The organism is Microlunatus ginsengisoli, from assembly GCF_039537205.1.
Classification (GTDB): domain Bacteria; phylum Actinomycetota; class Actinomycetes; order Propionibacteriales; family Propionibacteriaceae; genus Microlunatus; species Microlunatus ginsengisoli.
Genome location: NZ_BAABAB010000007.1, coordinates 1 through 25,247, shown reverse-complemented (window position 1 = coordinate 25,247; position 25,247 = coordinate 1). Strand labels below are relative to the sequence as shown.

Annotated in this window: 23 protein-coding genes, 1 tRNA gene and 1 pseudogene; 12 read left to right on the top strand and 13 right to left on the bottom strand. The window is 69.9% G+C overall.

The window, feature by feature from the left end; translation table 11 throughout:
• Positions 1–62: 62 nt before the first annotated feature.
• From ABD747_RS05245 to ABD747_RS05230, 4 genes are all read left to right on the top strand, one after another.
• Positions 63–2,939: a vitamin B12-dependent ribonucleotide reductase gene (locus tag ABD747_RS05245; protein WP_344802088.1), complete on the top strand. Its 2,877-nt coding sequence runs from the start codon at positions 63–65 to the stop codon at positions 2,937–2,939.
• A 96-nt stretch (positions 2,940–3,035) separates the two neighbouring features.
• A complete protein-coding gene (locus ABD747_RS05240; protein ID WP_344802086.1) occupies positions 3,036–3,695 on the top strand; it encodes a hypothetical protein in 660 nt (219 codons plus the stop codon).
• 46 nt (positions 3,696–3,741) lie between these two features.
• The gene (locus ABD747_RS05235; RefSeq protein ID WP_344802084.1) at positions 3,742–4,671 is read left to right on the top strand and encodes a T3SS (YopN, CesT) and YbjN peptide-binding chaperone 1; all 930 of its coding nucleotides are present in this window, start codon (positions 3,742–3,744) and stop codon (positions 4,669–4,671) included.
• Entirely contained in the window at positions 4,668–5,558 is an 891-nt protein-coding gene (locus ABD747_RS05230; protein WP_344802082.1) for an SGNH/GDSL hydrolase family protein, read from the top strand. The genes ABD747_RS05235 and ABD747_RS05230 overlap by 4 nt, the downstream gene beginning before the upstream one ends.
• A gap of 12 nt (positions 5,559–5,570) precedes the next feature.
• Here ABD747_RS05230 and ABD747_RS05225 read toward each other — a convergent pair whose 3' ends face one another.
• The gene (locus ABD747_RS05225; RefSeq protein ID WP_344802080.1) at positions 5,571–6,659 is read right to left on the bottom strand and encodes a HoxN/HupN/NixA family nickel/cobalt transporter; all 1,089 of its coding nucleotides are present in this window, start codon (positions 6,657–6,659) and stop codon (positions 5,571–5,573) included.
• A gap of 115 nt (positions 6,660–6,774) precedes the next feature.
• Here ABD747_RS05225 and ABD747_RS05220 point away from each other — a divergent pair, with 115 nt between their 5' ends.
• From ABD747_RS05220 to ABD747_RS05210, 3 genes are read left to right on the top strand one after another with little or no spacing between them, the layout of a single operon-like run.
• Positions 6,775–7,140 carry an ArsR/SmtB family transcription factor gene (locus ABD747_RS05220; RefSeq protein WP_344802078.1) on the top strand — a complete coding sequence of 122 codons (366 nt, stop codon included), beginning with the start codon at positions 6,775–6,777 and terminating at the stop codon, positions 7,138–7,140.
• On the top strand, positions 7,140–10,997 hold the full coding sequence (hrpA, locus tag ABD747_RS05215) for an ATP-dependent RNA helicase HrpA (RefSeq protein WP_344802076.1): 3,858 nt from the start codon (positions 7,140–7,142) through the stop codon (positions 10,995–10,997). Before ABD747_RS05220 ends, hrpA begins: the two co-directional genes overlap by 1 nt.
• Positions 10,998–11,007: 10 nt before the next feature.
• A complete protein-coding gene (locus ABD747_RS05210) occupies positions 11,008–11,898 on the top strand; it encodes a proteasome assembly chaperone family protein (protein ID WP_344802074.1) in 891 nt (296 codons plus the stop codon).
• Between the two features lie 22 nt (positions 11,899–11,920).
• Here the strand turns inward: ABD747_RS05210 and ABD747_RS05205 are convergent, their stop codons facing one another.
• Genes ABD747_RS05205 through ABD747_RS05195 form a run of 3 tightly spaced genes read right to left on the bottom strand, consistent with a single transcriptional unit; the run spans position 11,921 to position 14,046 of the window.
• On the bottom strand, positions 11,921–12,580 hold the full coding sequence (locus ABD747_RS05205) for an FAD-binding oxidoreductase (protein ID WP_344802072.1): 660 nt from the start codon (positions 12,578–12,580) through the stop codon (positions 11,921–11,923).
• Between the two features lie 53 nt (positions 12,581–12,633).
• Positions 12,634–13,236: a sulfite oxidase-like oxidoreductase gene (locus ABD747_RS05200; protein WP_344802070.1), complete on the bottom strand. Its 603-nt coding sequence runs from the start codon at positions 13,234–13,236 to the stop codon at positions 12,634–12,636.
• A gap of 12 nt (positions 13,237–13,248) precedes the next feature.
• A complete protein-coding gene (locus tag ABD747_RS05195; RefSeq protein WP_344802068.1) occupies positions 13,249–14,046 on the bottom strand; it encodes an SDR family NAD(P)-dependent oxidoreductase in 798 nt (265 codons plus the stop codon).
• Between the two features lie 33 nt (positions 14,047–14,079).
• Between ABD747_RS05195 and ABD747_RS05190 the strand changes: the two genes are divergently transcribed.
• The 3 genes from ABD747_RS05190 (at position 14,080) to ABD747_RS05180 (ending at position 16,591) form a co-directional block, all read left to right on the top strand.
• On the top strand, positions 14,080–14,943 hold the full coding sequence (locus tag ABD747_RS05190) for an acyl-CoA thioesterase (protein ID WP_344802066.1): 864 nt from the start codon (positions 14,080–14,082) through the stop codon (positions 14,941–14,943).
• 63 nt (positions 14,944–15,006) lie between these two features.
• Positions 15,007–16,446 (top strand): DUF222 domain-containing protein, encoded by a 1,440-nt coding sequence (locus ABD747_RS05185; protein WP_344802064.1) that lies wholly within the window; start codon positions 15,007–15,009, stop codon positions 16,444–16,446.
• Positions 16,447–16,517: 71 nt separating this feature from the next.
• Positions 16,518–16,591 (top strand) — tRNA-Pro (locus ABD747_RS05180).
• Positions 16,592–16,638: 47 nt separating this feature from the next.
• Here ABD747_RS05180 and ABD747_RS05175 read toward each other — a convergent pair.
• The 8 genes from ABD747_RS05175 to ABD747_RS05145 form a co-directional block, all read right to left on the bottom strand.
• Positions 16,639–17,838 carry a site-specific integrase gene (locus ABD747_RS05175; RefSeq protein ID WP_344802062.1) on the bottom strand — a complete coding sequence of 400 codons (1,200 nt, stop codon included), beginning with the start codon at positions 17,836–17,838 and terminating at the stop codon, positions 16,639–16,641.
• Positions 17,839–17,846: 8 nt separating this feature from the next.
• Positions 17,847–18,032, bottom strand: a complete 186-nt coding sequence (locus ABD747_RS26665; RefSeq protein WP_425562487.1) for a helix-turn-helix transcriptional regulator — start codon at positions 18,030–18,032, stop codon at positions 17,847–17,849.
• A 225-nt stretch (positions 18,033–18,257) separates the two neighbouring features.
• On the bottom strand, positions 18,258–19,694 hold the full coding sequence (locus ABD747_RS05170; protein ID WP_344802498.1) for a replication initiator: 1,437 nt from the start codon (positions 19,692–19,694) through the stop codon (positions 18,258–18,260).
• 14 nt (positions 19,695–19,708) lie between these two features.
• The gene (locus ABD747_RS05165) at positions 19,709–19,999 is read right to left on the bottom strand and encodes a hypothetical protein (RefSeq protein WP_344802060.1); all 291 of its coding nucleotides are present in this window, start codon (positions 19,997–19,999) and stop codon (positions 19,709–19,711) included.
• A 78-nt stretch (positions 20,000–20,077) separates the two neighbouring features.
• The gene (locus tag ABD747_RS05160; protein WP_344802058.1) at positions 20,078–20,503 is read right to left on the bottom strand and encodes a WhiB family transcriptional regulator; all 426 of its coding nucleotides are present in this window, start codon (positions 20,501–20,503) and stop codon (positions 20,078–20,080) included.
• Positions 20,500–20,754: a hypothetical protein gene (locus tag ABD747_RS05155; protein ID WP_344802056.1), complete on the bottom strand. Its 255-nt coding sequence runs from the start codon at positions 20,752–20,754 to the stop codon at positions 20,500–20,502. The genes ABD747_RS05160 and ABD747_RS05155 overlap by 4 nt, the downstream gene beginning before the upstream one ends.
• Positions 20,751–22,271, bottom strand: a complete 1,521-nt coding sequence (locus ABD747_RS05150; protein WP_344802054.1) for a hypothetical protein — start codon at positions 22,269–22,271, stop codon at positions 20,751–20,753. Before ABD747_RS05150 ends, ABD747_RS05155 begins: the two co-directional genes overlap by 4 nt.
• Before the next feature lie 2 nt (positions 22,272–22,273).
• A complete protein-coding gene (locus tag ABD747_RS05145) occupies positions 22,274–22,756 on the bottom strand; it encodes a hypothetical protein (protein WP_344802052.1) in 483 nt (160 codons plus the stop codon).
• Between the two features lie 53 nt (positions 22,757–22,809).
• Between ABD747_RS05145 and ABD747_RS05140 the strand changes: the two genes are divergently transcribed.
• Both ABD747_RS05140 and ABD747_RS05135 read left to right on the top strand, forming a co-directional pair.
• Positions 22,810–24,027, top strand: coding sequence for a helix-turn-helix domain-containing protein (locus tag ABD747_RS05140; RefSeq protein ID WP_344802050.1), 1,218 nt, complete (start codon positions 22,810–22,812; stop codon positions 24,025–24,027).
• 17 nt (positions 24,028–24,044) lie between these two features.
• Positions 24,045–24,500, top strand: a complete 456-nt coding sequence (locus ABD747_RS05135) for an NUDIX hydrolase (RefSeq protein WP_344802048.1) — start codon at positions 24,045–24,047, stop codon at positions 24,498–24,500.
• Positions 24,501–24,707: 207 nt separating this feature from the next.
• Here the strand turns inward: ABD747_RS05135 and ABD747_RS05130 are convergent.
• Positions 24,708–25,247: pseudogene (locus ABD747_RS05130) on the bottom strand (IS481 family transposase); the annotation flags it as partial.

Here is a 25,247-nt window from a genome sequence, read left to right as displayed (position 1 = left end):
CCTGCGCGGGTTCACCCCGGCACCACTCGCAGCACGACAGTTCGCACCGAGAGAGGCACAAGATGACCGAAACCACTCGTCCGACGAACGGGCGCGCCGACAAGCGCGCCCGCGGCGCGAGCCAGTCAGCGGCGAGCGCCGGCGCGTCAAGCGCGGGCGGGCTGCGGATCGAGCGTGTCTTCACGACCGCCGGCCGGCACCCGTACGACGAGGTGAGCTGGGAGCGTCGCGACGTCGTCCAGACCAACTGGAAGACCGGCGAGGTCGTGTTCGAGCAGCGGTCGGTGGAGTTTCCGGACTTCTGGAGCGTGAACGCCTCCACGATCGTCACCACCAAGTACTTCCGCGGCGCGCTCGGCACCCCGGTTCGCGAGCAGAGCCTCCGCGCGCTGATCGACCGGGTGGTGAAGACCTACCGCAAGGCGGGGGAGGACTTCGGCTACTTCGCCGATCCGGACTCCGCGGAGATCTTCGAGCACGAGCTGACCTGGATGCTGCTGCACCAGTACTTCTCGTTCAACTCACCGGTCTGGTTCAACGTCGGCACCGCGTCGCCGCAGCAGGTCAGCGCCTGCTTCATCCTCAGCGTCGACGACTCGATGGACTCGATCCTGAACTGGTACCGCGAGGAGGGCTTCATCTTCAAGGGCGGCTCGGGCGCGGGGCTGAACCTGTCCCGGATCCGGTCCAGCAAGGAATTGCTCAGCTCCGGTGGCACCGCCTCGGGGCCGGTCTCGTTCATGCGCGGAGCGGACGCGAGCGCCGGCACGATCAAGTCCGGCGGCGCCACCCGGCGGGCGGCCAAGATGGTCGTGCTCGACGTCGACCACCCCGACATCGAGGAGTTCATCGAGACCAAGGCCAACGAGGAGCGCAAGATCCGCGCGCTGCGCGACGCCGGTTTCGACATGGACCTCGGCGGCAAGGACATCACCTCGGTGCAATACCAGAACGCCAACAACTCGGTGCGGGTCACCGACGAGTTCATGCGCGCGGTGGAGGACGGCGCCGATTTCGGGCTGCGGGCGCGATTGGACAACCGGGTGATCGAGACCGTCGACGCCCGCGCGCTGTTCGACAAGATCGCGCTCGCCGCCTGGGAGTGCGCCGACCCGGGTATCCAGTACGACGACACCATCAACGACTGGCACACCAACCCCGAGACCGGCCGGATCACCGCGTCCAACCCGTGCTCGGAATACATGAGCCTGGACAACAGCTCCTGCAACCTGGCCAGCCTCAATCTGCTGAAGTTCCTGCGGGACGACGACACGTTCGACGCCGAGCTGTTCGAGAAGGCGGTCGAGCTGATCATCACGGCGATGGACATCTCGATCTGTTTCGCCGACTTCCCGACCGAGGCGATCGGTGACACCACCCGGGCCTATCGCCAGCTGGGTATCGGTTATGCCAACCTGGGCGCGCTGCTGATGGCCACCGGTCACGGCTACGACTCCGAGGGCGGCCGGACCTTCGCCGCGGCGATCACGTCGTTGATGACCGGCACCGCCTACCGCCGCTCGGCCGAGCTGGCCGGGATCGTCGGCGCGTACGACGGCTATGCCCGCAACGCCGACGCGCACAAGCGCGTGATGCGCAAGCACCAGGCCGCCAACGACTCGCTGCGGCCGATCGGCTCGCTCGACGCGGCCGTGCACAAGCGGGCCACCAAGGCCTGGGACGGCGTGGTCAAGATCGGCGAGGCGAACGGCTACCGCAACGCGCAGGCGTCGGTGCTCGCCCCGACCGGCACGATCGGCTTCATGATGGACTGCGACACGACCGGCATCGAGCCGGACTTCTCGCTGGTCAAGTTCAAGAAGCTGGTCGGCGGCGGGTCGCTGCAGATCGTCAACCAGACCATTCCGCGGGCGCTGAAGAAGCTCGGCTACACCGCCGAGACCGCCGAGGCGATCGTGGAATACATCGCCGAGAACGGCCACGTGGTGGACGCGCCCGGGCTGCGTCCGGAGCACTACGAGGTGTTCGACACCGCGATGGGGCAGCGCGCCATCAAGCCGCTGGGCCACGTCCGGATGATGGCGGCCGCTCAGCCGTTCCTGTCCGGGGCGATTTCGAAGACCGTGAACCTGCCCGAGTCGGCGAGCGTCTCCGATATCGCGGAGGTCTACCTGCAGGGCTGGAAGCTGGGTCTGAAGGCGCTCGCGGTCTACCGGGACAACTGCAAGGTGGGTCAGCCGCTCGCCGACGCCAAGGCGGCCAAGGTCGAGGAGACCAAGGCCGAGCCGGTCACCGTCGAGAAGGTGGTCTACAAGCAGCCGACCCGCAAGCGCCTGCCGAAAGCCCGGCCGAGCCAGACCCGGTCGTTCTCGGTCGGCGGCGCCGAGGGCTACATGATCTCCGGCTCCTACCCCGACGACGGTCTGGGCGAGGTGTTCCTCAAGCTCGGCAAGCAGGGCTCGACCCTGGCGGGCGTGATGGACGCGTTCTCGATCGCCGTCTCGATCGCGCTGCAGTACGGCGTGCCGCTGGAGACCTACGTCCAGAAGTTCACCAACCTGAAGTTCGAGCCGGCCGGCCTGACCGACGACCCGGACATCCGGATGGCGCAGTCGATCATGGACTACATCTTCCGCCGGCTGGCGCTGGACTACCTGTCCTTCGACGAGCGGTCCGAGCTGGGGATCTACACCGCGACCGAGCGTGCCCGGCAGGTGGAGACCGGGTCGTACCTGCCGGCGGAGGCGGAGGAGGTCAGCGAGTCGGAGTCGCTGAAGAACGACGCCGGCGACGAGGTCGACACCGATCAGTTCGACGCCCCGGTCCCCACCACGGCGCGAACGACGTCGGAGTTGTTCGAGAAGATCACCGGCACCAGCGTGGACGCCCCGCTCTGCCTCACCTGCGGGACGAAGATGCGGCCCAGTGGCTCCTGCTACGTCTGCGAGGGCTGCGGCAGCACCAGCGGCTGCAGCTGACCCGGGCCCGGGGGTGGCGATTCGGTCACGGATCGACCGAATCGCCACCGCGCGGACGGCCCGGCAGCTACATTGACCGCGACAGACGGGGGTGTCGTGGCGGTTCGCGATCGGGTCGGGCGGCGGCTGCTTCACGCCGTCGCGGTGGCGCTGGTCACCCCGGCCCTGATCGCCCTGGCGGGCTGCGCCGACGACTCCGCGACGCCGCCGCCGGCGGGCACCGTGAGCAGTTCGGCACCCGGCGATTCTGCGGCGTCACCGATTCCGAGCGCCACGGCAACCGATCCCGAGGCGCAGCCGAGCCCGCCCCGCAACGACCTGAGCAAGGTGCCGACCCAGCACGTGATCAAGGCCAGCGGTGTGACGGTGAACGCCTCGTACACCCCGCGCGTGCCGGTGGAGGACTGGACCGCCTCGGTGAACAAGCCGCTCGCCTTGTCGCTGACCACGGTCAACGGCCGGGCCGGGCAGAAGATCTACCTGACCCGGGTGACGATGACCATCACCGCCCGGGACGACTCCGGTCCGCTCGACTCGCCGCGGCCGCTGGTGGACACCGCCAACATCTCGCCCGGCTTCATCGTGACCTTCCCCTACACCTACGGCCAGGATTTCGTGATCCCCGCCCTGGACGAGGGCGCGACCTCGGTCACGCTGGACTTCACCTACGAGTTCTTGCTGCAGGTGGGCAAGGACTCCAAGGACTACTACAAGCAGACCGCCATCGACAGCCTGACCGTGCCGATCACCTCCTGAGCCGGTTGCGACCGGTGCGCTAGGTTCGGTCGCGAGGAGGTGCCGGATGGAGATCGACGGGTTCGACCTGGACCGCAGCACGGTGCAGGCGTGGGCGGAGTTCGAGGGTCGCCTGGCCGAGGTGGTCTCGATGATCGACGACTCGGGAGACCTGACGATCGGCACCGACACCGGCGCCGTCGAGCGCGGCCCGTACGTCCGGTTCAGCGCACCCGCGCGCGACACCGTCCGGGCCGAGGCCGCCAGCAACGCCGAGCTGGGCGAGCACTTCCAGCTCGACGCCGAGGATCTGTCCGCGATGGAGAGCCTCGGCTGGTTGCCGCCGAGCGTCGAGGCCGGCCCCAACTTCTGGACCGAGGTCTCGCCGGACGACTGCGACCGGCTCGCCGCACTGGCCGTCGCGGCCCTGCGGGACGTGTACGGCGTCCAGCATCCGGTCTTCCTCGCGCCCGATCAGCTGGCCGAGGTGCTCCAGCCGCCGGGCCCGCAGGAGCCCCCAGGCCGGGGCCTCGAGCGAACTGCTGCGCCGGTGGAGTTCCGCTGCGTGCTGCCGCGGGACCGGCAGCACCTCAACGACCTGATCGACGCCGAGCTGACGGCCCTGTACGGCCACCCGCCGATCCGCGACGACGAAGGTGACGTCGCGATCCGGGTCGGCTCGACGATGATCTTCCTGCGCACCGCCACCGACGCCCAGGAGGTCGTTGTCTTCGCCGCCGTCGTGCACGACCTGGAGGGGCGCTCGCGGGCCGCCGAGGTGCTGAACGACCTCAACGTGGAGGCTCGCTGGGTGAAGTTCCAGCTGGTCCGAGACCGGGTGTTCGTGACCATCTCGGTGCCCGCCCGGCCGTTCGTCGCCGCCCACCTCCACCAGGCGGTCCGGATCATGTCCGATGTCGCCGACGGGATCGACGACGAGCTGGCGACCAAGCTCAAAGGGCGGACGACGTTCTCCGATCGCGGCGACCAGACTTGACGCCCAGGTCCCGGGCCCGACGGCACGCCATCGCCGTCCTCGCGCTGCTCGCCCTGGTGGCAGCCGCCACCGCCGCCGTGATCACCGGCGCGGCCGCGCGCCGGATCGTCGTCGTCGACCCGCCGTCCCGCTCACCGGTGGTGCCGTCGATGTTCCCGGCGCCGACCGCGGCGCCGAGCCCCGGGCTGTCGAAGGTGCACGTGGTGGCGATCGGCGACTCGGTCACGGCCGGGACCAACTGCGACTGCACCCCGTTCCCCGAGCAGTACGCGACCGCGATCGCGGACGAATACGACGTGAAGACCTACGTCCGCAACGACGGGCAGGGCGGCGAGACCAGCGACGACGTCCTGGACGATCTCGAGCACGACGGGGCCGAGCAGGACGACATCTCCGGCGCCGACATCGTCCTGGTGACGATCGGCGCCAACGACTTCGGGCCCTCCTACGACCAGATCGTGGCCGGAACGTGCGGGGGCAGCGACCAGCTGGCGTGCGTGGAGGACTCGCTCGGCTCCGTGCAGGACAACCTGACCGCGATCGTGAAGCGGATCCGGGAGCTCCGCGGCCAGAAGCCGACAGCCATCCTGCTCACCGGCTACTGGAACGTGTTCGAGGACGGCGACGTCGCGAAGAAGTCGATGACCACGCAGGGTCTGGCCGACAGCGACGCGCTGACCCTCGCCACCAACCGGATCGTGCAGCAGGTCGCCACGGCCCAGCACGCGACGTACGTCGACCTCTACGCGCCGTTCAAGGGCAGCGACGGGAGCGACGACCCGACCGACCTGCTGGCCGACGACGGCGACCATCCCAACGCCGCGGGCCACAAGCTGATCGCCCAGGCGTTGCTGGCGGCCGGCACGGCCCCCCTGACGATCGGCTGAGGCCGGGGCCGCTCACGATCGGTCGAGACCGACCCGCCGCCACAACAGCCAGGCCGAGACCCCGATCGTGGCGAACAACCCGGCCAACAGATAGCCCGCGTACTCGGTGTCCACCGACGCCACCCGGTCGACCAGCGCGAGGTGGAGGCCGAACACCTCGGACAGGATCGTGCTCAGCGCGATGGTGCCCACCGCGAGGGCCGAGAGGATGCTCACGCCGGTGATCAGCAGGTTGTAGTTCACCTTGCGGGCGGGATCCTCGTCGGCGCTCTGGTACAGCTTCAGCATCATCAGGCCGTTCGACGTGTCGCCCAGGGTCATCGCGGCGGCGAACAGGATCGGCAGGCAGAGCAGGCTGAGCGGCGGCGCCCCGGCCAGTGCGGCGCCGGCGGTGATCATCATCAGACCGATCTGGCTGCTGGTGTCGAAGCCGAGGGAGAACAAGAAGCCGATCAGGTAGATGTGCCGAGGGTGCCGGACCCGGCGCAGCGGAGCGGTCATCACCCGGGCCGCCGGTCCCCGCGGCGTCAGCGCCCCGGGCGGCAGCTCCATCGAGGGATTCCTCCGTAACGCCCGGCGCAACTTCCAGGCCTGGGCGAAGGTGGCCAGGTTCGCCACGGCCACCAGGAGCAGATAGAGGCCCGAGATGGACAGGCCGATCACACCGAGCGCCCGCGCGGCGCCGGAGGACTCGTCCAGCGCGACGTGGACGAAGCCGGCGCCGGCGATCACCAGGACGCCGGTGAGGACCACCACGGTCGAGTGCCCGGCAGAGAAGGCCAACCCGACCGAGGCGGGGTTGCGACCCTCGGTGACGAACTTGCGGGTGGAGTTGTCGATCATCGAGATGTGGTCGAAGTCGAAGGAATGGATCAGCCCGCGGAAGTAGGCGAAGGCGGCGGCGCCGACCGTCACCGCACCGGCGGTGCCGGCGGCTACGCCGAGACCGAGCAGTCCGAGGCCGACCACGTGCAGTGCGGCGATGGTGACGAACGCGGCCGTCACCCGGGTCCGGAAGGAGTGCGCGGCCCGGCCGTCGGTGGTCAGCAGCGCCCGGAGGCTCGGCCGGGCCCGTTCGGTCTGAAGGCTCGTCTCGGTCATGGCGTAACCTCGCTTCACCGGTCCCCGGTCCTGGTCCGGGGGACACGCTACGGCACATGTGTCTGGATGAACACATGTCTCGCGCCAGATTCGGAACCGAGGGGAGGGCGGATTGGTGGCCGACGATCCGAACCCGGACCCGGTGGTCGATCCCGGTGAGGTCGCCCGGGAGGCGGTCGACGTCGCCCATCGGGACCTGCCCGATCTGGTCGGCCGGCTCGCCGCGTTCTCCGACCCGACCCGGCTCCAGCTGCTGATCGCGATCCACGCCGCGCCGGGCTCGCCGGTCAAGGCGCTGGCCACGGCGACCGGACTGAGCCCGAACACCGTGACCCAGGCGCTGGTCTCGTTGCGCGACTCGGGCTTGGTGGCCAACACCCGGGACGGCCGGCTGAGCCGGTGGACGCTGACCGACGCCGCCGCCCATGACCTGCTGCACCACCTCGGCGCTCCGCACTCGCCGCTGCACCCCCCGCACTGATGCAGACCGCGCGCACCCAGCCCGCCCGGACCCAGCCCGCACCGGTGCTGGAGATCAGCTACGACGAAGCGCTCCCGATCACCGCCTGGCACGACGAGATCGCCGAGGCGATCCGGGACAACCCGGTGGTCATCGTCGCGGGGGAGACCGGCTCGGGCAAGACGACCCAGCTGCCGAAGATCTGCCTCGAGCTGGGCCGCCGCTCGATCGGGCACACCCAGCCGCGCCGGATCGCGGCGCGGACGGTCGCGGAGCGGGTGGCCGAGGAGCTGAAGGTCGAGATCGGCGACCTGGTCGGCTATCAGGTCCGGTTCACCCGGCGGGCCGGCCGGGACACCCGGCTCAAGATCATGACCGATGGAGTTCTGCTGGCCGAGATCGCCCACGATCGGGACCTGCGCCGCTACGACACGATCATCATCGACGAGGCGCACGAGCGCAGCCTGAACATCGACTTCCTGCTGGGCTACCTCAAGCAGTTGCTCAGCCGCCGGCGCGATCTCAAGATCATCGTCACCTCGGCGACCATCGACACCGAGCGGTTCGCGGCCCACTTCGCCGACACCGAAGAACATCCGGCACCGATCATCGAGGTGTCCGGGCGGACGTACCCGGTCGAGGTGCGCTATCGGCCGCTGCTGGTCGACGGGGAGGCGGACCAGCTCAAGGGCATCACCGATGCGGTCGCGGAGCTGTCTGCCCTCGGCAACGGCGACATCCTCGTCTTCCTCTCCGGCGAGCGGGAGATCCGCGACACGGCCGAGGCGATCAACGGTCTGCAGCTGCGGTTCACCGAGGTGCTGCCGCTGTATGCCCGGCTGTCCGCCGCGGAGCAACACCGGGTGTTCCAGTCCCATCCGGGGCGCCGGATCGTCCTGTCCACCAACGTCGCCGAGACCTCGCTGACCGTGCCCGGCATCCGGTACGTGATCGACGCCGGCACGGCCCGCATCTCGCGCTACTCGGCGCGGACCAAGGTGCAGCGGCTGCCGATCGAGCCGATCTCCCAGGCGTCGGCCAACCAGCGGGCCGGGCGGTGCGGCCGGCTGGCGCCCGGGGTCGCGATCCGGCTGTACGACGAGGAGGACTTTCTGGGCCGGCCGGAGTTCACCGAGCCCGAGATCCTCCGGACGAACCTGGCCGCGGTGATCCTGCAGATGGCGGCCGCCGACCTCGGCGACATCGCGTCCTTCCCGTTCGTGGAGGCGCCGGACCGGACCCAGATCACCGACGGGATCCGGCTGCTGGAGGAGCTGGGTGCCCTGAAAGGCGGCAGCGACCGCGACCACCCGCGGCTCAGCGCGATCGGCCGGAGGCTGGCCGCCATCCCGGTGGATCCGCGGATGGGCCGGATGCTGCTCGCCGCCGAGCGCCAGGGCTGCCTGCGGGAGATGTCGATCATCGTCGCCGGGCTGTCCATCCAGGACCCGCGGGAACGGCCGGCCGAGCACCGGGAGAAGGCAGACCAGCTGCACCGGCGGTTCTGGGCCCCGATGGGGGAGGAGGAGAGCGGGCGCGAGAACGCACCTGCCGACGGCGACTTCATGGCGCTGCTCCGGATGTGGGAGTACGTCCGCGACGCGCAGCACCGGCTGTCCGGCAACGCGTTCCGGCGGCTCTGCCGCGACGAGTTCCTGCACTTCCTCAGGATCCGGGAGTGGCAGGACCTGCACGCCCAGCTCCGCGAGATCGGCAAGGACCTCGGGCTGAACCGCAACACCGAGCCGGCCGGGCCGGAGCGGATCCACACCGCCGCATTGGCCGGGCTGCTGTCCCACGTCGGGCTGGCCGACCTGCGCGACGAGCGGCCCCGACCGGGCACGCCGCAGACCGGCGGGCGCCGCCGCCGGGCTCCCATCCGGGAATACCTCGGTTCCCGCGGCACCCGGTTCGCGATCAACCCGGGTTCGAGCCTGGCCAGGGTCCAGCCGCCGCTGGTGATGGCGGCCGAGATCGTCGAGACCACCCGGCTCTGGGCTCGCACCGTGGCCGGAATCGACGCCACGCAGGTCGAGGAGGTCGGCGCGCACCTGCTGAAGCGGTCGTATTCCGAGCCGCACTGGTCGTCCCGCTCGGGCGCGGTGCTGGCGTACGAGCAGGTCACGCTCTACGGCATCCCGATCGTCGCCGGCCGGCGAGTCGGCTATGCCAAGATCAACCCGGCCGAGGCCCGTGACATCTTCATCCGCAGCGCCCTGGTCGAGGGGCGCTGGCGCACCCGGCACCGGTTCTTCGCCCGCAACGCGGAGGTCCGGGCGGAGGCCGAGCAGTTGGAGGAGAAGGCGCGCCGGCGCGACCTGACCGTGGACGACGAGGTGATCTTCGACTTCTACGCGGCGCGGATCCCGGCCGACGTGACTGGCGCGGTGCCGTTCGACAACTGGTGGAAGCACGCCCGGCAGCAGACCCCGGAGCTGCTGGATCTCGGTCTGGACGACCTGTTGGTCGGCGCGCTCACCGGAGCGGACGCGTTCCCGTCGAGCTGGCTGATCGACGACCACGAACTGACGGTCAGGTACGTCTTCGACCCGGGCTCGGACGCGGACGGGGTGAGCGTCGTGCTGCCGCTCGCGCTGCTGAACCAGCTGGAGCCGGCGCCGTTCAGCTGGCAGGTCCCGGGCCTGCGCCGGGAACTGGCCACCGAGCTGATCAAGACCCTGCCGAAAGAGGTCCGCCGCCAGCTGGTGCCGGCGGCGGAGTTCGCGGGCCGGGCGCTGGACTGGTTGCACGATCATCCCGCAGGTGCCCATCCCGCCGGTGGCACGGAGGATCTGCCGACCGCGCTCGGCCGGGCGATCCGCGGGCTGACCGGCCAGTCGGCGACGGGCTGGCAACCGGCGGACGTACCGCGTCACCTGCAGGTGCGGTTCGAGGTGACCGCGGCCGACGGCGCGGTGGTCGCCTCCGGTCGTGACCTCGCCCAGCTGAAGGACAAGCTGGCCGGACAGGTCCGGGAGAGCCTGACCCTGGCCGGCGCCGAACTCGCCCGCTCGGGCGCCACCGGCTGGGTGTTCGGCACCATCGGCGACCAGCTCGAGCTGGACCGCGGCGGCCGGCGGCTGGTCGGCTATCCGGCACTCGTGGACGAGGGGACGGCGGTCGGCCTGCGGGTGCTGGAGACGCCCGAACGACAAGACGTCGCCCACGTCGCCGGTCTGCGCCGGCTGGTGCTGCTGAACACCCCGGACCCGACCCGGTGGGTGGTCGGGCACCTGAGCAACGTCGACAAGCTCGCGCTGGGGCACAGCCCGTACCCGGGCGTACCCGCGCTGCTGGCGGACGCCCGGCTGGCCTCGGTCGGCGAGCTGATCGAGCGGGCGGGCGGCACGTCGGTGCGGACCGAGGCCGCGTTCGTCGCCCTCTGCGACACCGTCCGGGTCGACAACGCCGAGCTGATGCGCTCGATGGTGAACCTGACCGCAGAGATCCTGCGGCTGCACCAGCAGCTGCTGGCCGAGCTGCCGGCGGTCGCGGCCGTCGACGCGTCGGCGGCCGCGGACGTGACGGAGCAGGTCGGCAACCTCGTCTTCGCCGGCTTCCTGGCCGCCACGCGGTACCGTCATCTGGTCGACCTGCCCCGCTATCTGAGCGCCGCGCGGCAGCGGCTGGTCGGTCTGCGGACCGCCCCCGGACGGGAACGCGCGGGCTATCAGGTGATCGCGCGCTGCGAGGACGCGTACGCCCAGCTGTGCGACCTCGCCCCGCCGGGCCGGCTGCCCGAACCGGTGGAGGAGATCGGCTGGCTGCTGGAGGAGCTGCGGGTCAGCCTGTTCGCACAGAGCCTGCGTACGAAGGTGTCCGTCTCGGAGAAGCGCGTGCTGAACGCCATCGCCGGAGCGCGCCCGTCGGTCGCGTAGATTTGGCGGCATGTTCACCGACCCGCGCGGGCTCTACACGCTCGACGAGGAGGTCGCCGCCAAGCTGGCCGGTCAGCGGCCGGTCCTGGTCTATCAGTTCGACGGCTTCATCGACGCGGGCCAGACCGGGCGGCTGTTCACCGCTCACGTGATCGAGCAACTGGAGCACGAGGTGCTCGCCACCTTCGACCACGACCAGCTGCACGACTACCGGTCGCGCCGGCCGGTGATGATCTTCGACACCAATCAGTGGAAGTCCTACGCCGACCTGGAGCTGCGGCTGTATCGGGTGGTCGACGAGCACGGCGAGGTGTTCCTGCTGCTGACCGGGCCGGAGCCGGACACCCAGTGGGAGCGGATGGCGGCCGCGGTGATCGGGCTGGTCGAGCAGTTCGGCGTCCGGCTCTCGGTGAACCTGCACGGCATCCCGATGGCGGTTCCGCACACCCGGCCGGTGATGCTGACCGCGCACAGCACCGATCCCGGCCTGGTCACCGGCTATCGCAGCTGGATCGACCGGGTCGAGGTGCCGGGCAGCTTCGCCGGCCTGCTGGAGTTCCGGCTCGGCCAGCGGGAGCGGGCGGCGCTCGGTTTCGTCGCGCACGTGCCGCACTACCTGGCCCAGGCGGCGTTTCCGGAGGCGACCCTGCGGCTGACCCGCTCGCTGAACGCCGCCACAGGCCTGGCGGTGCCGATCGAGCCGCTGGAGACCGCCTCCGCCGAGACGATGAACGAGATCGCAGCGGAGATGTCGGGATCGTCGGAGGTGCAGGAGCTGGTGGCGACCCTGGAGCAGCAGTACGACGCGCTGGCGGGCGCGGGAGAGTCGCAGATGCCGAGCGCGGACGAGATCGCGGCGGAGTTCGAGAAGTTCCTCGCCGACCGGGAGAAGGACGAGTAGCGCCGGGCTCCGGGCGCAACAGCTAGCCGGACGGGCCGAACCGCTCCACCCGGACCGCTCCGGGCGGGATCCCGAGGCTCATCAGCAGCTCCGACGCGGCCTCGGCGAAGCCGGCCGAGCCGCAGATGTAGTAGGTGCTCTGCGGATCGACGAACGGGGCGATCTCGGCGGCGGCGAGCCGCCCGGCCGGCCGCCCGGCGGCGGAGCGCTCACGGGACAGCGCGACGGCGGCGTGCGCTTCGCCGAGCTCGTCGGCGTACGGCAGCTCGGCCAGCGTCCGCGCACCGACGGCGAGATGGAACAGCCCCTCGGTGCCGAGCCGGCGCGCGTGCCGGAGCATCGACACCAGCGGCACGACGCCGGTGCCACCGCCGATCCCGACCGCGGGCGTACGTCCGTCCCAGACGAACCAGCCGCCGATCGGTCCGCGCAGCTCGAGCTCGTCGCCGACCTCGACCGCCTCGGCCAGGTACGGCGACACCTCGCCGTCGGCGAGCTCCTCGACATAGAACTCGAGCACCTCCTCGTCCGGCGCCGAGGCGAGGGAGTAGGAGCGGGACGCGGTGTAGCCGTCCTCCGCCCGCAGCCTGATCACGTAGTGCTGGCCGGGCAGGTGGTCCAGCCGCTGCGGCACCTCGACCCGCAGCACAACGGCCCGGGCGTTCGGGTGCGCGACCTCCACGACTCGTCCTCGACACCACCGGCCGACCGGGTTCAGCATCGCCCCTCCACGGTTCAGTCCCCCCAGTAGCGCTGCTCGCGCCACGGGTCGCCGAGGTCGTGGTAGCCGTTGCGTTCCCAGAAGCCGCGCTCGTCGTGGTCGAGCAGCGTCAACCGGGTGATCCACTTGGCGGACGTCCAGAAGTACAGGTGCGGGACGAGCAGCCGCACCGGTCCACCGTGCTCGCGGGGGAGGGGCTTCCCGTCGAAGGTCCAGGCGATCCAGGCCTGGCCGCCGCGGAGATGGTCGAGCGGCAGGTTGGTGGTGTAGCCGGTGGTCGAGGTGGCCAGCACGTGACTGGCGCCGGGCAGCGGCCGGGCCGCGTCCAGCAGCACGTCCACGCCGATCCCGGCGAAGCTGGTGTCGAACTTCGACCAGGTGGTCACGCAGTGGATCGGGCCCTCGTAGGCAGTCTCCGGCAGCTGGTGCAGCTCGTCCCAGCTCCACGTGGTCGGCCGCTCGACCAGCCCGTCGACGGTCATCGTCCAACGCGCCGTGTCGATCCGCGGCGTCACCTCGGCGGTGAGCACCGGGAAGTCGCGGCCGACGTCGTACTGCCCGGGCGGCAGGTCGGTGCGCTGCCTGCCTCGCTTGCCGACAAAGGGTCTGAGCGCCATCTACCCCTCCTGCTACTGCTGCTGCTCGGTGGGCCGGATCAGCACCTCGTTGATCGCGACGTGGCGGGGCCGGGTGACGACGTACCCGATCGCGTCGGCGATGTCGTCGTCGGCCAGCCGCTCCATATCGGCGAACCGCTGTCGCAGCCCTTGGAGGACCTCGGGGCGATTGTGCCCGGCCAGCTCGGTGGCAACCGCGCCGGGCTCGATCAGCGCGACCCGGACGTGCCGCTGGGTCACCTCCTGGCGCAGCGACTCGCTGAACGCCCCGACCGCGTGCTTGGTCGCGTTGTAGACGCCGCTGCCGAGCCTGGGCACCCGGCCCGCCACCGAGGACACGTTGATCAGGTCTGCGACGTTGCGCGGACCTTCGTCGGCGGCGGCGAGAAGGTGGGGCAGGGCGGCGTGTGCGCAGGACAGCAGGCCGCGGACGTTCACCTCCAGCATCCGGTCCCACTCCTCGACCGGTGCGTCGACGATGGGACCGAGCAGCATCACGCCGGCGTTGTTGATCAGGATGTCGAGCCGGCCGAGCTCGTCGACCGTGCGCTGGACGGCGGCCTCGGCCTCGTCGCGCCGGGTGACGTCGGTCTCGATCGGAACGATCCGGGGCGCACGATCTCCCGAGCCGTCCACCAGATCGGCCGCCAGCTCCCGCAGCCGGTCCGCGCGCCTGGCGACGATGGCGACATCGGCACCGAGCGCGGCCAACCGGCCCGCGGTGGCGCGGCCGATCCCGCTGGAGGCGCCGGTGACGAGTGCGACGGTTCCGCTCAGCGGCGCTTCGGTGGTCGGCGGCTCGGTAGGCACGGTGCCGAGTCTAGGCACCGCTAGGCTCGGGCCGTGGTGCAGTCCGTCGACCAGCTGATCGACCTGCTCGAACTGGAGGAGATCGAAAGCGATCTGTTCCGGGCGAGGCAGCCCGACACCTCGCTGCAGCGTGTCTTCGGCGGCCAGGTGCTGGCGCAGGCGCTGATGGCCGCGGCCCGGACCGCACCGGTCACCCGGGTGGTGCACTCGCTGCACGGCTATTTCCTGCGACCGGGGCGCACCGACGTCCCGATCGTGTACGCCGTCGAGGCGGTCCGCGACGGCGGCTCGTTCTCCTCCCGCCGGGTGGTCGCGCGGCAGGCCGGGTCGGTGATCTTCTATCTCTCCGCCTCGTTCCACGAGGCCGAGGAGGGGTTCGAGCACCAGGACGTGGCGCCCGCCGACGTACCGCCGCCGGAGGAGTGCCCGGCGCTGGGCGAGGTGCTGTCGAAGGTGTCCGGCCGGCCGATCTCGGTCTGGGAGCGGGAGTGGGGCGTGCTGGACGTCCGGTACGTCGGCGACTCGCGCCCGGGCGGTTCGCTGGTGGATCAGACCCATCCGGCGCTGGCCCGGATGTGGGTCCGGACCAATGCGCCGCTGCCGGACGAGCGGCGGCTGCACCAGGCGGCACTGGCCTATCTGAGCGACCTGACCCTCCTGTCGGCGAGCACGATCCCGCACGGGGTGTTCATCGGGCTCAACGTGCAGGCCGCCTCGATCGATCACGCGATGTGGTTCCACCGGCCGTTCCGGGCCGATCGCTGGCTGCTGTACGACCAGAACTCGCCCTCGGCATCGAGCGGGTTGGGACTGTCCCTGGGGCGGCTGTTCCAGGACGACGTGCTGATCGGCTCGGTCGCCCAGGAGGGGCTGATCCGCGCGCTGCGGAAGCGATAGCCCGCGCGGCCGGACCGGGGCTGTGTCGGCGGAACTGTCGGTGGGGTCTCGTACGCTGAATGTATGTTCGAATCCGACCAGACGCAGCTCGATGCGCGGAGCCTGTCCGGGCTCGTTGCCGAGCAGCATCGGATTCGAGTGCGGGCGGAGTGCCGGCTGCTGGAGCTGGCCTGCCACTGGGCCGACCTGCACAGTGGCTCCGTCGATCCGCGGGGTCGTCAGATCGAGGGCGAGCGGGCGCGGACGCCGGGCGGCGAGGGAACGCCGCCGGTCCAGGAGTTCGCCGCCGCGGAGCTCGGTGCGCAGCTGGAGACCACGACCGGTGCCGCCTGGGAGCTGATCGGCGACGCACTCGACCTGCGACACCGGCTTCCGCGCCTGTGGGCCGCCGTCGGCGCGGGGAGAGTGCGTGCCTGGAAGGCCCGGCGGGTCGCGCACGAGACGCGCCGGCTGAGCCTGGACGGCGCACTGCAGGTCGACGCCGCGATCGACGGCGTGATCTCGGCACTGTCCTGGGCGCGCTTCGAGAACCTGCTGGCGGCGAAGATCGTCGAAGCCGACCCGGCGGGCGAGGAGGCACGGGCAAGGGCGTACGAGGCGGAGCGGTTCGTTCGCAGCGGCAGGGCGAGCGAGGGCGGCCTGAAGCTGCTGATCGCGCGGGCGGCCGCCGGCGACGTGATCTGGTTCCTGGCCATGGTCGACCGGATCGCCGAGATCCTCGCAGCGGAGGGCGACACGGACTCGGTGGACGTGCGCCGATCCAAGGCGATCGGCATCCTCGCCAGGCCGGACCGTGCGCTCAACCTGCTCCGGCGTCACTCGGCCGCGGCTCCGACTCGGACCACGCCGGATCGGGATCGCGCTCCCGATCCGGATCCGGAGGGGGACGGACACCTGTCGGTCGACGTCACCACCCGTGCCGTCGACGCCGACGTGGCGCGGCCGCGGGTCGAGCTGGTCGTCCATGTCTCCGCCGAGACCCTGGCGCTCGGAACCGGCCCGGCCCGGCTGGAGGGTCTCGGCACCCTGGTGCTCGGCCAGGTCCGTCGCTGGTTGACCGACACCGGCTGCCGGGTGACGATTCGTCCGGTCGTCGACCTCGGGGCCGAGCTCGCTCCACTGGACGGGTACGAGATCCCCCGGTCACTCCGCCGGCTGATCGGTCTGCGGATGCCGGCGAGCATGTTCCCCCACAGCGGCGCGACCGGCCGGCGGCTCGACCTCGATCACACGGTGCCGTACGTGCCGAGCGATCGCGGCGGTCCGCCGGGGCAGACCGGTGTCGGCAATCTTGGCCCGCTGAGCCGCTCGGAGCACCGGCTGAAGACCCACAGCGGTTGGCGGGTCCGACAACCCGAGCCCGGGGTGTTCGTCTGGCGATCACCGACGGGGCACCACTGGATCACCACCCCGCACGCGGGGACGTACCCGTTGGGATCGGGACGGCTGGCCGCTTCGTTCTGGCGCGCCGCGAAGTCGGGCCGGTACGACCTCGCCGCATAACTGGCGAGGAGTGCCCGCCCGGAGCCGCTATAGTGTCCGAGGCCCACTTCCCGACGGGAAGGGCCACGTCACGGGCTGTGGCGCAGCTTGGTAGCGCACTTGACTGGGGGTCAAGGGGTCGCAGGTTCAAATCCTGTCAGCCCGACACACGATCGGCGGAGCATTCTGCCTGGTCAGAAGCGGAATTCGCGCTCACGATGCATCACCGTCGATCAGCGTCAGAGCAGGCTTCGTCGGCCCAGATTGGGCCCACCAGCGCGAGTACGCGGCGCCAGCGTCCAACATCGCCTGGTGATCCGGGTGCAGATAGCGGCTGGTCACCGCCGGGTCCTGGTGCCCCGCAACGCGTTGGAGCAGGTGCAGCTCGACGCCGGCATCGGCCATCCACGTGAGGGCCGTATGCCGCAACCCATGACGGACGAGACCGGCCAGCCCCAGCTTCTCGACCATCTCGTCCCAGCCGGTCGCGTCCCGCAGCGTCGCCGTCGTGATCACGCCGCCGCGCGGTCCCACGAGTAGCCGAGCATCGCTCGCGCGATCCGCAGTCAGGCGGATGAGCGTGCCCCTCAGCGGATCGATGATCGGCACCGTCCGCCGACGCCGACCCTTCGTCTGCTTCGTCACCAGACCACCCCGACCCGGATACGTCTGCCTGCGCACATGCAGCAGCCCCCGCGACAGATCCACGTCACCGACCTGCAAACCGGCAACCTCACTGATCCGCAAAGCCGTCGTCGCTAGGATCATCACACAGTCACCCCACGCTTGGTGCCCGCCCCGGTCCGCAGCTGCCTCGACCAGCCGAGTCAACACCGCAACATCGGGCAACGCGAGATCTCGCGGGCTCTCCGGCCCCGCAGGCACGACCGGCGTCCGACCGACAGTGCGCCGGCGCGACCGATCCTTCGCCGGATTCCGCTGGATCAGCCCATCACGCACCGCCTCGTCCAGGACCAGGACCAGCACGGCAACCGTGTTCTTCACCGTCGACCGGCCGAACTCCGTCTCCCACGCATCAATCGCTCGATCGACCAGCCCCGCCGTGATCATCGACACCGGCAGATGACCAAGCGTCGGCACCACCCGCTTCCGCAAGCCCGCCGAATACGGGTCGAACGTCGACGTCGAATCAATCCCACGGGCCCACCGATCACCCAGCTGCCCGACATACTCCGACAACAGCTGGCCCGGGTCGATGCCCGTCCGCGCTACACCCTCGAGACGCTCGATCCACGCCTGAGCCTCCTCCAGACTCGCGTGGCTCCGCTTCACACCCTCCCGATGATGCGTCACCGGATGAGTCCAACGGACCCGCGCGTAGTACGTGACACCGCGCGCACCCTCACGCACCTGCACGTCCACCGTCAGCCGCACACCCAGCGGCGGCAACAACTCACCCGTCATGACGCCAGACTGCTCCGAACCCGGTCCGCCATCCAGGCCTCCACCGCACTGACCGGATACCGGTACACCGTCCCGACCCGCACGAACCGAGGCCCAACGTCATCCAACCGCCACCGTCGGATAGTCGACGGATTCACCCGCATATACCGCGCCAGCTCCTCCGTCGTCCACAGCTCCTCCATGATCAACTCACCTTCCTGCCTGGTTCCGTTCTCGGCCTCCCCCGATTGGGATCGTTTGGTCTCCGGCCCGGCCATCAAGAGCGCCTTCGGCGTCACTTCGTGATTCGCTGCGCTCACCCTTGACAACCGGTCCTCCGACCAAGTGCGGCTGATCATCGGGGGAGGCCGAGATGTGGTCAGCTCGACCAGTCGTCCGCGCGAGGCCAGAAAGACCAAGACACTCGGTTAGTCGTCACGGGCCCGGGCAGCCGAAGCAGCCGCCAACGCGGCGTCGCCGGTGGTGAGCCAGCCGATGCCGGCGAACCGCCACGAGCCGATCACCAACGTCGTGGGCTCGGCCTGGTCCTGGTCGTCACGATCGGCCCAACCCGCCGCGCTGTCGTCGCCCGCGCGCTGCCGGTCGAGGTGTCGGCGGCGGGTGTAGTCGCGTCGGACCTGTCGGAGCCGGCCGAGGGTTGTCGAGTAGCGGCGGGACTTGGTGGCGAAGTGGCCGCGGAAGCCGAGCATGTCGACCCACCGGCCCCAGCCCTTGTACGGACCGTCCGCACCCGTCAGGCCGGCGATCGTGGCCCGGACCACGAGCCGACCGAGGACCTGGCGCAGCTGGACCAGGTGCCGACCCGCGCTCCCGGTGCCGTCGAGTACATCGGCGGCGGCTTTGGTGGCGTACTTCGCCACATACGCCGACACCGTCTCCGGATGCAACCCGCCACCCTGCTCGGGATGATCCCGGTCGGCTTGGTCGTGCACGGGGCGGGCGTCGACCTGCCGGCCGAACCGCAACAACCGCGGCACATCCTGAGCGTCGACCGGTGCCGCCTCACAGGACACCATCCCGGCGGCGGTCTCGACCAGCTCGGCCAGGGTGTCGGCGCCGAACCCGATCCTCGGCGGCGGGTAGTCCTCGGTCGCGGTGGGTGGGCCGTCGAGTCGGATCAAGGCATGGAAGTGGACCAGGCCGCGGCGTTGGAACTCGGCCACCTTCGCGAACTGGACCCGGACCCGCCGCCGACACGCCGCCTCGGAGATCCCGAGATGCCGGGCCAGCTGCCGGCGCAGGGTGATCGTGAACCGCCGCCACAACTCCGGCGCCCACCACTGCCACACCAACTGAGCGTGATAGTCATAGCAGTCAACGCACAGGGGATCGCCGACCAGCGGGTCGGTGTGCTGATGAACGGCCATGCACCACCTAGGCCGGCCATGCGGACACACCTTCCGGCCGTCGCCGGAGCGGGGCCGACAGCGGCGGCCACCACTTCGACCCGGCTTCTTCGCCGCATGCACCAGCCCGAACGAGGGTGCGGTCAGGGTGGCGAACACCAACGGATGCGTCACCACCGACGCCGGCACATCCTTCGAACCGCCGGCGGCGCCCGCCATGATCAGATGGAACACGTCACCCTGATACTGGAACGAACACGACGGACACACCGCCCGGCGCCGGTTCCCGCACCGCAGATACGTGATCCCGTCCGGCTCCGACCCCGAACTGTACGAGGCGAGCACGACACCCGTCGTCGCGTCGATCGTGTCCGAGCAACCAGTAACCCGGATCGGATGGGCACAATGACCGACCTGCTCCACCTGCCCCAACCAACGGCCAAGATCGGGTCGGGACAGCCGATCATGGACCTGATCCCGCACCGACGCCGGCAGCATGCGTGTCGACAACATCAGCAGCCGAACCCCGCCAATCCCTCACCATGGATCGGCTGCGGAGCCGGCGGCAACCCGTCCGCGCCCAGCCAGCGGGTCAGCTCGGAAGGTTGGCCGTGCTCGACCCGGGCCTCCGCGCAGGCCTGGCACAGTTGGGTCCGGTCGGTGATCAACCAGCCCGACGCCTGGGCCGACTCCGCCGCCTCCCTGGCCGTGGTGTGGTGCCAGATCGCGTCGTCTTCCCACTCCAACACCTGCAGGCACCCGTCACAGCACACCAACACGCACACACTCGTCGTGTAACTCACCGCTCCACCTCCGTTTCTCGTCTCGATCACCGTTGCCGTGCTGGCCGGCCACCCAGGGTCGGTCGTTGGAAGCCGGGGTTATGCGGCATCGGCGTCGGTGAACCAGTGCGGCCCTTTCCGCCAACCGGGTGCCGTCTCCGCACACCGGGCACGGTCAGCGCTGTCGGCCATCAGCTCGACCAGCAACGCTTCCGCATCCTCCCGGCGTTTGAACCAGCCCCGGCCGAGCTGCACCCCATCACGGGTGAGACCGCGGACCATCCAGCGGCCGGCCACGTCATCGACCGCCGCCGTCACGAACCGTGGGGTGAAGATCCGACCACCCCAGATGCCCCACTGCTCATCCCGGGCCAACGCCCCCGCCAGACACGCCTCCCGGACCGGACAATCAGCACAGATCCGCAAACAGACCACCTGATCCGCCGGCACGGTCGAGAACCACGTCTCCGTATCCGTCCCCGCACACGCCGGCCCACCACCCACCAGCGCAGCAGTCGTTGTCATCGCGGATCACCCGCCTCGGGCCGTCCGAACACCGGACAGGTTCTGGCCAGATCCGCCACCTGACCGGGGTCACACGACGCCATCCGCGCGATCACCAGCCGGGCCTGATCCACCGACGACGCCCGGCAGTCATAGCGGACCGGGATCTGCCACAGCCCCGTCACCGTGCCCGTCCACGACGACACCTCTGGCACCGGGCCTGGCCGCAGCTGGCCCACCGTCTCCGGGAACCCGTCACGGATCCTGATCATGAAACTGCCTCCTCCCAGCCGGTGCCGTCACCGTCCGTTGCCGTGGTCGTGGTGGCGGGTTTGCGTCGGGTCCTGGCCCGGCCGCCGGCTCGTGTGCTGCCCGGTTCGGGCTCAGCGAGGGTGGTGTCGATGCGGTGCTGTCGTGGGGCGGGGAAGCGTTCCGCGGCCAGCTTGATGTCGTCATCGGTGACCAGGAACCCGCGGACCCGGACCGGCCGACCGTCCGCCTCACCCAGCACATAGCCGACACCCTGAGTGGTGGCGGGAATCTTGTGACACCACGCCCCGGCCGCGACCGCACCGTCCGAGAGCACCATCGATACTTCTTCGCGTTCGCGGAGGGCGAGCCCGACGGCCTGGCGGAACAGGTGCCGCATCTTCACCGTCTCCTTCCGCGGGTCCTGCACGAACCCGTGGGCGACGAACCCGGCCGCCCGCCCCGCCGACAACAACCTGGATAGGGCCGCCTCGCCGCGGCGGGTCAGGTCCCGATCGGTCAGATAGGCGGTCAGCATCGCCAACTCATCGACCACCACCACCACCAACGGCTCCGCCACGCTCGGGGTGTGGTCCCGGCTGATCCCGGCCTGCCGGGCCAGCCGGTCCTCCATCCACTCGACCAGCTGCTCCAGCAGCACGACCGCTTCCCGTGGGTTCGTGGCGTAGCGGGTCAGCATGGGTGCGGCGAACGCCAACTCAACCCCGCATTTCAAGTCGATCCCGCAGACCTCGACCAGACCGGCCCGGATGGCGGGGCCGAGTTGAATCAACATGCCCTGAATCAGGGACGACTTCCCGGCCCCCGACCGGCCGGCGCCGAATGTGGGGACCCGGAGCGGCAGCCGCCACGGCTCCCCATCCTCCGTCACCCCGAGTACGATCGACTCCAACCCGTCGACCGGCGTATCCGGCGCCGGGACGGTAATCGGGATCGGGACGGCGAGCGGGTCGCCGAACGTCCACGCCACCCCGCACCCGGTCACCGCAGCGTTCGGGATGATCCGGATCCGATGTGCGCTGACCGTGACCCGCAACGCGTCCCCGGCCGCCTCGACCTGATCGACCGTCTGACCGGGCAGCAACTCCAGCTCCCCGCACAGCCGGCCGCCCTGCCACCGCAACCTTGCGAGGCGGGGGACGATCACCTGGACCGGGCCGCCGACCAGCTGGCCGGTGCGGCGGGTCAGGCCGCAACTGTCGGTGATCATCGGCCACTGTTTCCGGACCCAACGGCGGACCCGGCGGCGCCACATCGGCTCCGACACCCGCCGCGTATAGGAGACCGGCCAGACCCGGCACCAGCCGGCGAAGAACATGATCGGGGCGGCGGCCAGGAGGAACAGTTGCCACCAGGCCTGCCACGCCGTCACCGTCAACCAGCCGGTCGACGACACCACCGCGACCCGGTAGCGGCGGGCCAGGCCGGCGAACCCGGACAGCCAGAACCATGCCTCCCGGCCCGTGCCCCGCACCATCGCGGCCAGCACCCTGCCCACCGCGGCCGCACGCCCCGCCATGATCAAGACGCCCGGGACTCGGCCGGCTTCTTGCCGTTCGCGGCCGCCACGGTCCACTCCACGTAGTTGCCGACCGGGATGACCCGTTCGCCCGACACCGTGGCGCCGATCCCGCCGAAGTCGCGACCCGCCAATCGTGCGCCCAGCCGGCCGTCCAGTTTGATCACCGAGCCCGGCTCGACCTGCGACAGCTGCACATCCGGCAACTGCACCTGCGCATCCCCGAGCAGCCCCAGCGGCTCCGTGATCACCACCGCGTTCGCGATCGAGACCGGACGACCATCCGCATCCGTGGCGCGACCGGTCTCCCGACGAGCCTCACCACGACCCTCATACGTCTTCTTCTCCCGCACATCGCCGGTGATCAACGCCACCGCCGACACCAACTCCAACTCGATCGCCATGACCGGTCCCTCTCCTTCAGGCGTGCATCCGGATTCGGTTGCAAAAGGCGCCTGAACCCACCTTGCGGGCGGTTCGATCAAGCAACCCGCAATCTTTTTCCGGGGTATGTCAGAATCCGTGCGATCCTGTCTCCATGAAGGGCGCTGCAAACCACCTGACGCCGGGAGAGAAGGTGGGCTACTACCGCCGCCGTCGCGGCATCTCTCAAGTTGCGCTCGCCGACCTCGTCGGCAAGACCGAGAGCTGGGTGGAGAAGATCGAGTCCGGCCGGGCGACCCTTCAGATGTTGCCCAACATCGCCCTACTCGCGAAGGTGCTGGACATCTCGCCCCTGGAGCTGCTGCCGGACGACATCGTTCAGGTTGACGACGCGACTCGCGGGCGAAGCGTGCCGGCGCTCCGTCGCCAACTCCTCAGCTACCGCTTCGTCAATCCACGCTATCTGGGGAAGGCTGCAGACCCGATTTCCATCGCGGACCTTGAGGGATCGGTCTCACGGATCTGGTCGGCGTATCAGTCGTCAAAGTTCGGCTTTGTCATCGCGGACCTCCAACGGCTACTGCCGCTCGCACTATCCACGGTCGAGAACAGCAGGGAAGAGGCTGCTGAGCAGGCCCGAACCCAGATGGCTTACCTGTATCAGGTTGCATCGGCCGTACTGACCAAGGTGGGGGAGACCGACCTGGCGTTCATCTGTGCCGACCGAGGCGATCGTCTCGTACAGGACACCTCAAATCTGGCGGCCCGGATCTCGGTGCAACGAACCATCGCTCACGCTCTCCTCTCGAACGCGCAATTCGATGACGCCCTTGCAGTCGTTGATCAGACGCTCAGTGCCGCGCGCCAGCCGAGCCGGACGCCCGCCCTCCTATCAGCAGTCGGCACAACGCATCTGGTGGGAGCAATGGTCAGCGCACGATCAAAAGACCGCGTCCTGGCCCGGCGCCATTTGGCCGGCGCCCAGAGGGCCGCGGAGACACTAGGCGCGGACGCGAACCACCTCTGGACTGCGTTCGGGCCCACCAACGTCGCAATTCACGAAGTTGCAGTAGCCGCGGAGCTGGGCGACTATCAGCGCGCAGCCCATCTCGGTGAGCTGGTCGACGCCTCCCCGATGCCGATGGAGCGTCAGGTGCGCCACAATCTCGAGGTCGCCCGCGCGCTCCACTTCCGACACGCGCAGACCGACGCGCTCGCTCGGGTCCTCACCGCAGAGACGCTGGCCCCCGAGCAGGTCCGCCGCCACTTCCTGACCCATTCGCTCGTCCACGAGTGGCTCCGCAGCCGCCGCCTCAAGCCGACCATCGAGCTACACGGCCTCGCCAGGCGCACCGGAGTGCTCAGCACGTAGCCCCTATCCTGGCTCCCGTGTCCAGCGAGTCCGAGAAGTTCGCCACCCCCCGCGTCGCGGCCGGCGTCCTGTTCCGAGACGATCGCGATCGTGTGCTGCTGGTCAAGCCCACATACAAGGACGGATGGGAGATCCCCGGAGGCTACGTCGAACAGGGCGAAAGCCCGCTCGCGGCCGCGCTCAGGGAGGTGCGTGAGGAGCTCGGCGCAAGCCTTGAGGTCGGCGAACTCCTGGTCCTCGACTGGGCCCCACACCCCGCTGAGGGCGACAAGCTCCTCATCATCTTCAGCGGACGACACCTGACCGACGCCGAGGTCGCCGCGCTCGACCTCAAGACCAGCGAGATTTCAGAGGCTCGCTTCTTTGACGTCGACCAGCTCGGCGAACTCATGCCTGACCGCCTCGCCCGCCGCGTCGCCGAAGCCGCTCGCCGCCACACTGCCGCCTACCTCGAACACGGCCACGTCGTCTGACGATCAGCCGACCCCGACCACGTGTCAAGCATCAGCTGACACGAGACTGTCAAGTACATACCGGGACAGGACACGCGCCCCGGTCATGCCCCGGTCCCCCCGGTCATTGTCCCCCCGGTCATTGCCCCCCCGGTCATTGCCCCCCCGTCATGTGTCTGGACTCACTTGATGGTGGACGGATCGGCTTCAGATGATCCTTGACACTTTCTAGGCGCTCGCGGCCTTATGGCCGTAGGCCTTGTAGCGGGTCACCTCCTTGGTGGTTGTGCGCGGCACCATGCACAGCATCGTCTCGTGCTGGTCGTAGATGTTGAAGTGATCGTCGCCGATCTCGATGGTGACGATCTTGCCGGCGTGCGGCAGGCCGATCTGGATCCGTTGACCGCAGACTTGAGCCTGGCCTCGGCAGGAGACCCGCCGTTGAACCCGAATCGGATCGTGCTCGATGGGTGGCGGGGGTCCGGCGACGCGGGCGCCCCGGAGCCGGCGGCGGGTGGCCGGATCGATCGGTGAGGGCAGGGTTCGCCAGAGCCGGCCGTCGGCGATGACATGGATTAGATGGTCGTCCAGCCGCAGGGTGACGCGTTGCCCGGCCAGCGGGGATCCGACCTGCAGGAACCGGCCGCCCAGGGCGACCAGTCCGATCGCGGTCACGGTGCGCTCGAGCTCGACCGCCACCCCGGCTGCCAGCGCGGCGGCACTGGGTGGGGCCGGCGGCGGCCCGGCGGGTTGCGCACCCTCACGCCG

Coding starts and splice junctions, on each gene's coding strand:
- ABD747_RS05210 (WP_344802074.1), top strand. CDS start 11,008: ATGTTCACCGACCCGCGCGGGCTCTACACGCTCGACGAGGAGGTCGCC.
- ABD747_RS05140 (WP_344802050.1), top strand. CDS start 22,810: ATGAAGGGCGCTGCAAACCACCTGACGCCGGGAGAGAAGGTGGGCTAC.
- ABD747_RS05200 (WP_344802070.1), bottom strand. CDS start 13,236: ATGGCGCTCAGACCCTTTGTCGGCAAGCGAGGCAGGCAGCGCACCGAC.
- ABD747_RS05170 (WP_344802498.1), bottom strand. CDS start 19,694: ATGCTGCCGGCGTCGGTGCGGGATCAGGTCCATGATCGGCTGTCCCGA.
- ABD747_RS05225 (WP_344802080.1), bottom strand. CDS start 6,659: ATGACCGAGACGAGCCTTCAGACCGAACGGGCCCGGCCGAGCCTCCGG.
- ABD747_RS05235 (WP_344802084.1), top strand. CDS start 3,742: ATGGAGATCGACGGGTTCGACCTGGACCGCAGCACGGTGCAGGCGTGG.
- ABD747_RS26665 (WP_425562487.1), bottom strand. CDS start 18,032: ATGGAGGAGCTGTGGACGACGGAGGAGCTGGCGCGGTATATGCGGGTG.
- ABD747_RS05185 (WP_344802064.1), top strand. CDS start 15,007: ATGTTCGAATCCGACCAGACGCAGCTCGATGCGCGGAGCCTGTCCGGG.
- hrpA (WP_344802076.1), top strand. CDS start 7,140: ATGCAGACCGCGCGCACCCAGCCCGCCCGGACCCAGCCCGCACCGGTG.
- ABD747_RS05160 (WP_344802058.1), bottom strand. CDS start 20,503: ATGACAACGACTGCTGCGCTGGTGGGTGGTGGGCCGGCGTGTGCGGGG.
- ABD747_RS05150 (WP_344802054.1), bottom strand. CDS start 22,271: ATGGCGGGGCGTGCGGCCGCGGTGGGCAGGGTGCTGGCCGCGATGGTG.
- ABD747_RS05245 (WP_344802088.1), top strand. CDS start 63: ATGACCGAAACCACTCGTCCGACGAACGGGCGCGCCGACAAGCGCGCC.
- ABD747_RS05155 (WP_344802056.1), bottom strand. CDS start 20,754: ATGATCAGGATCCGTGACGGGTTCCCGGAGACGGTGGGCCAGCTGCGG.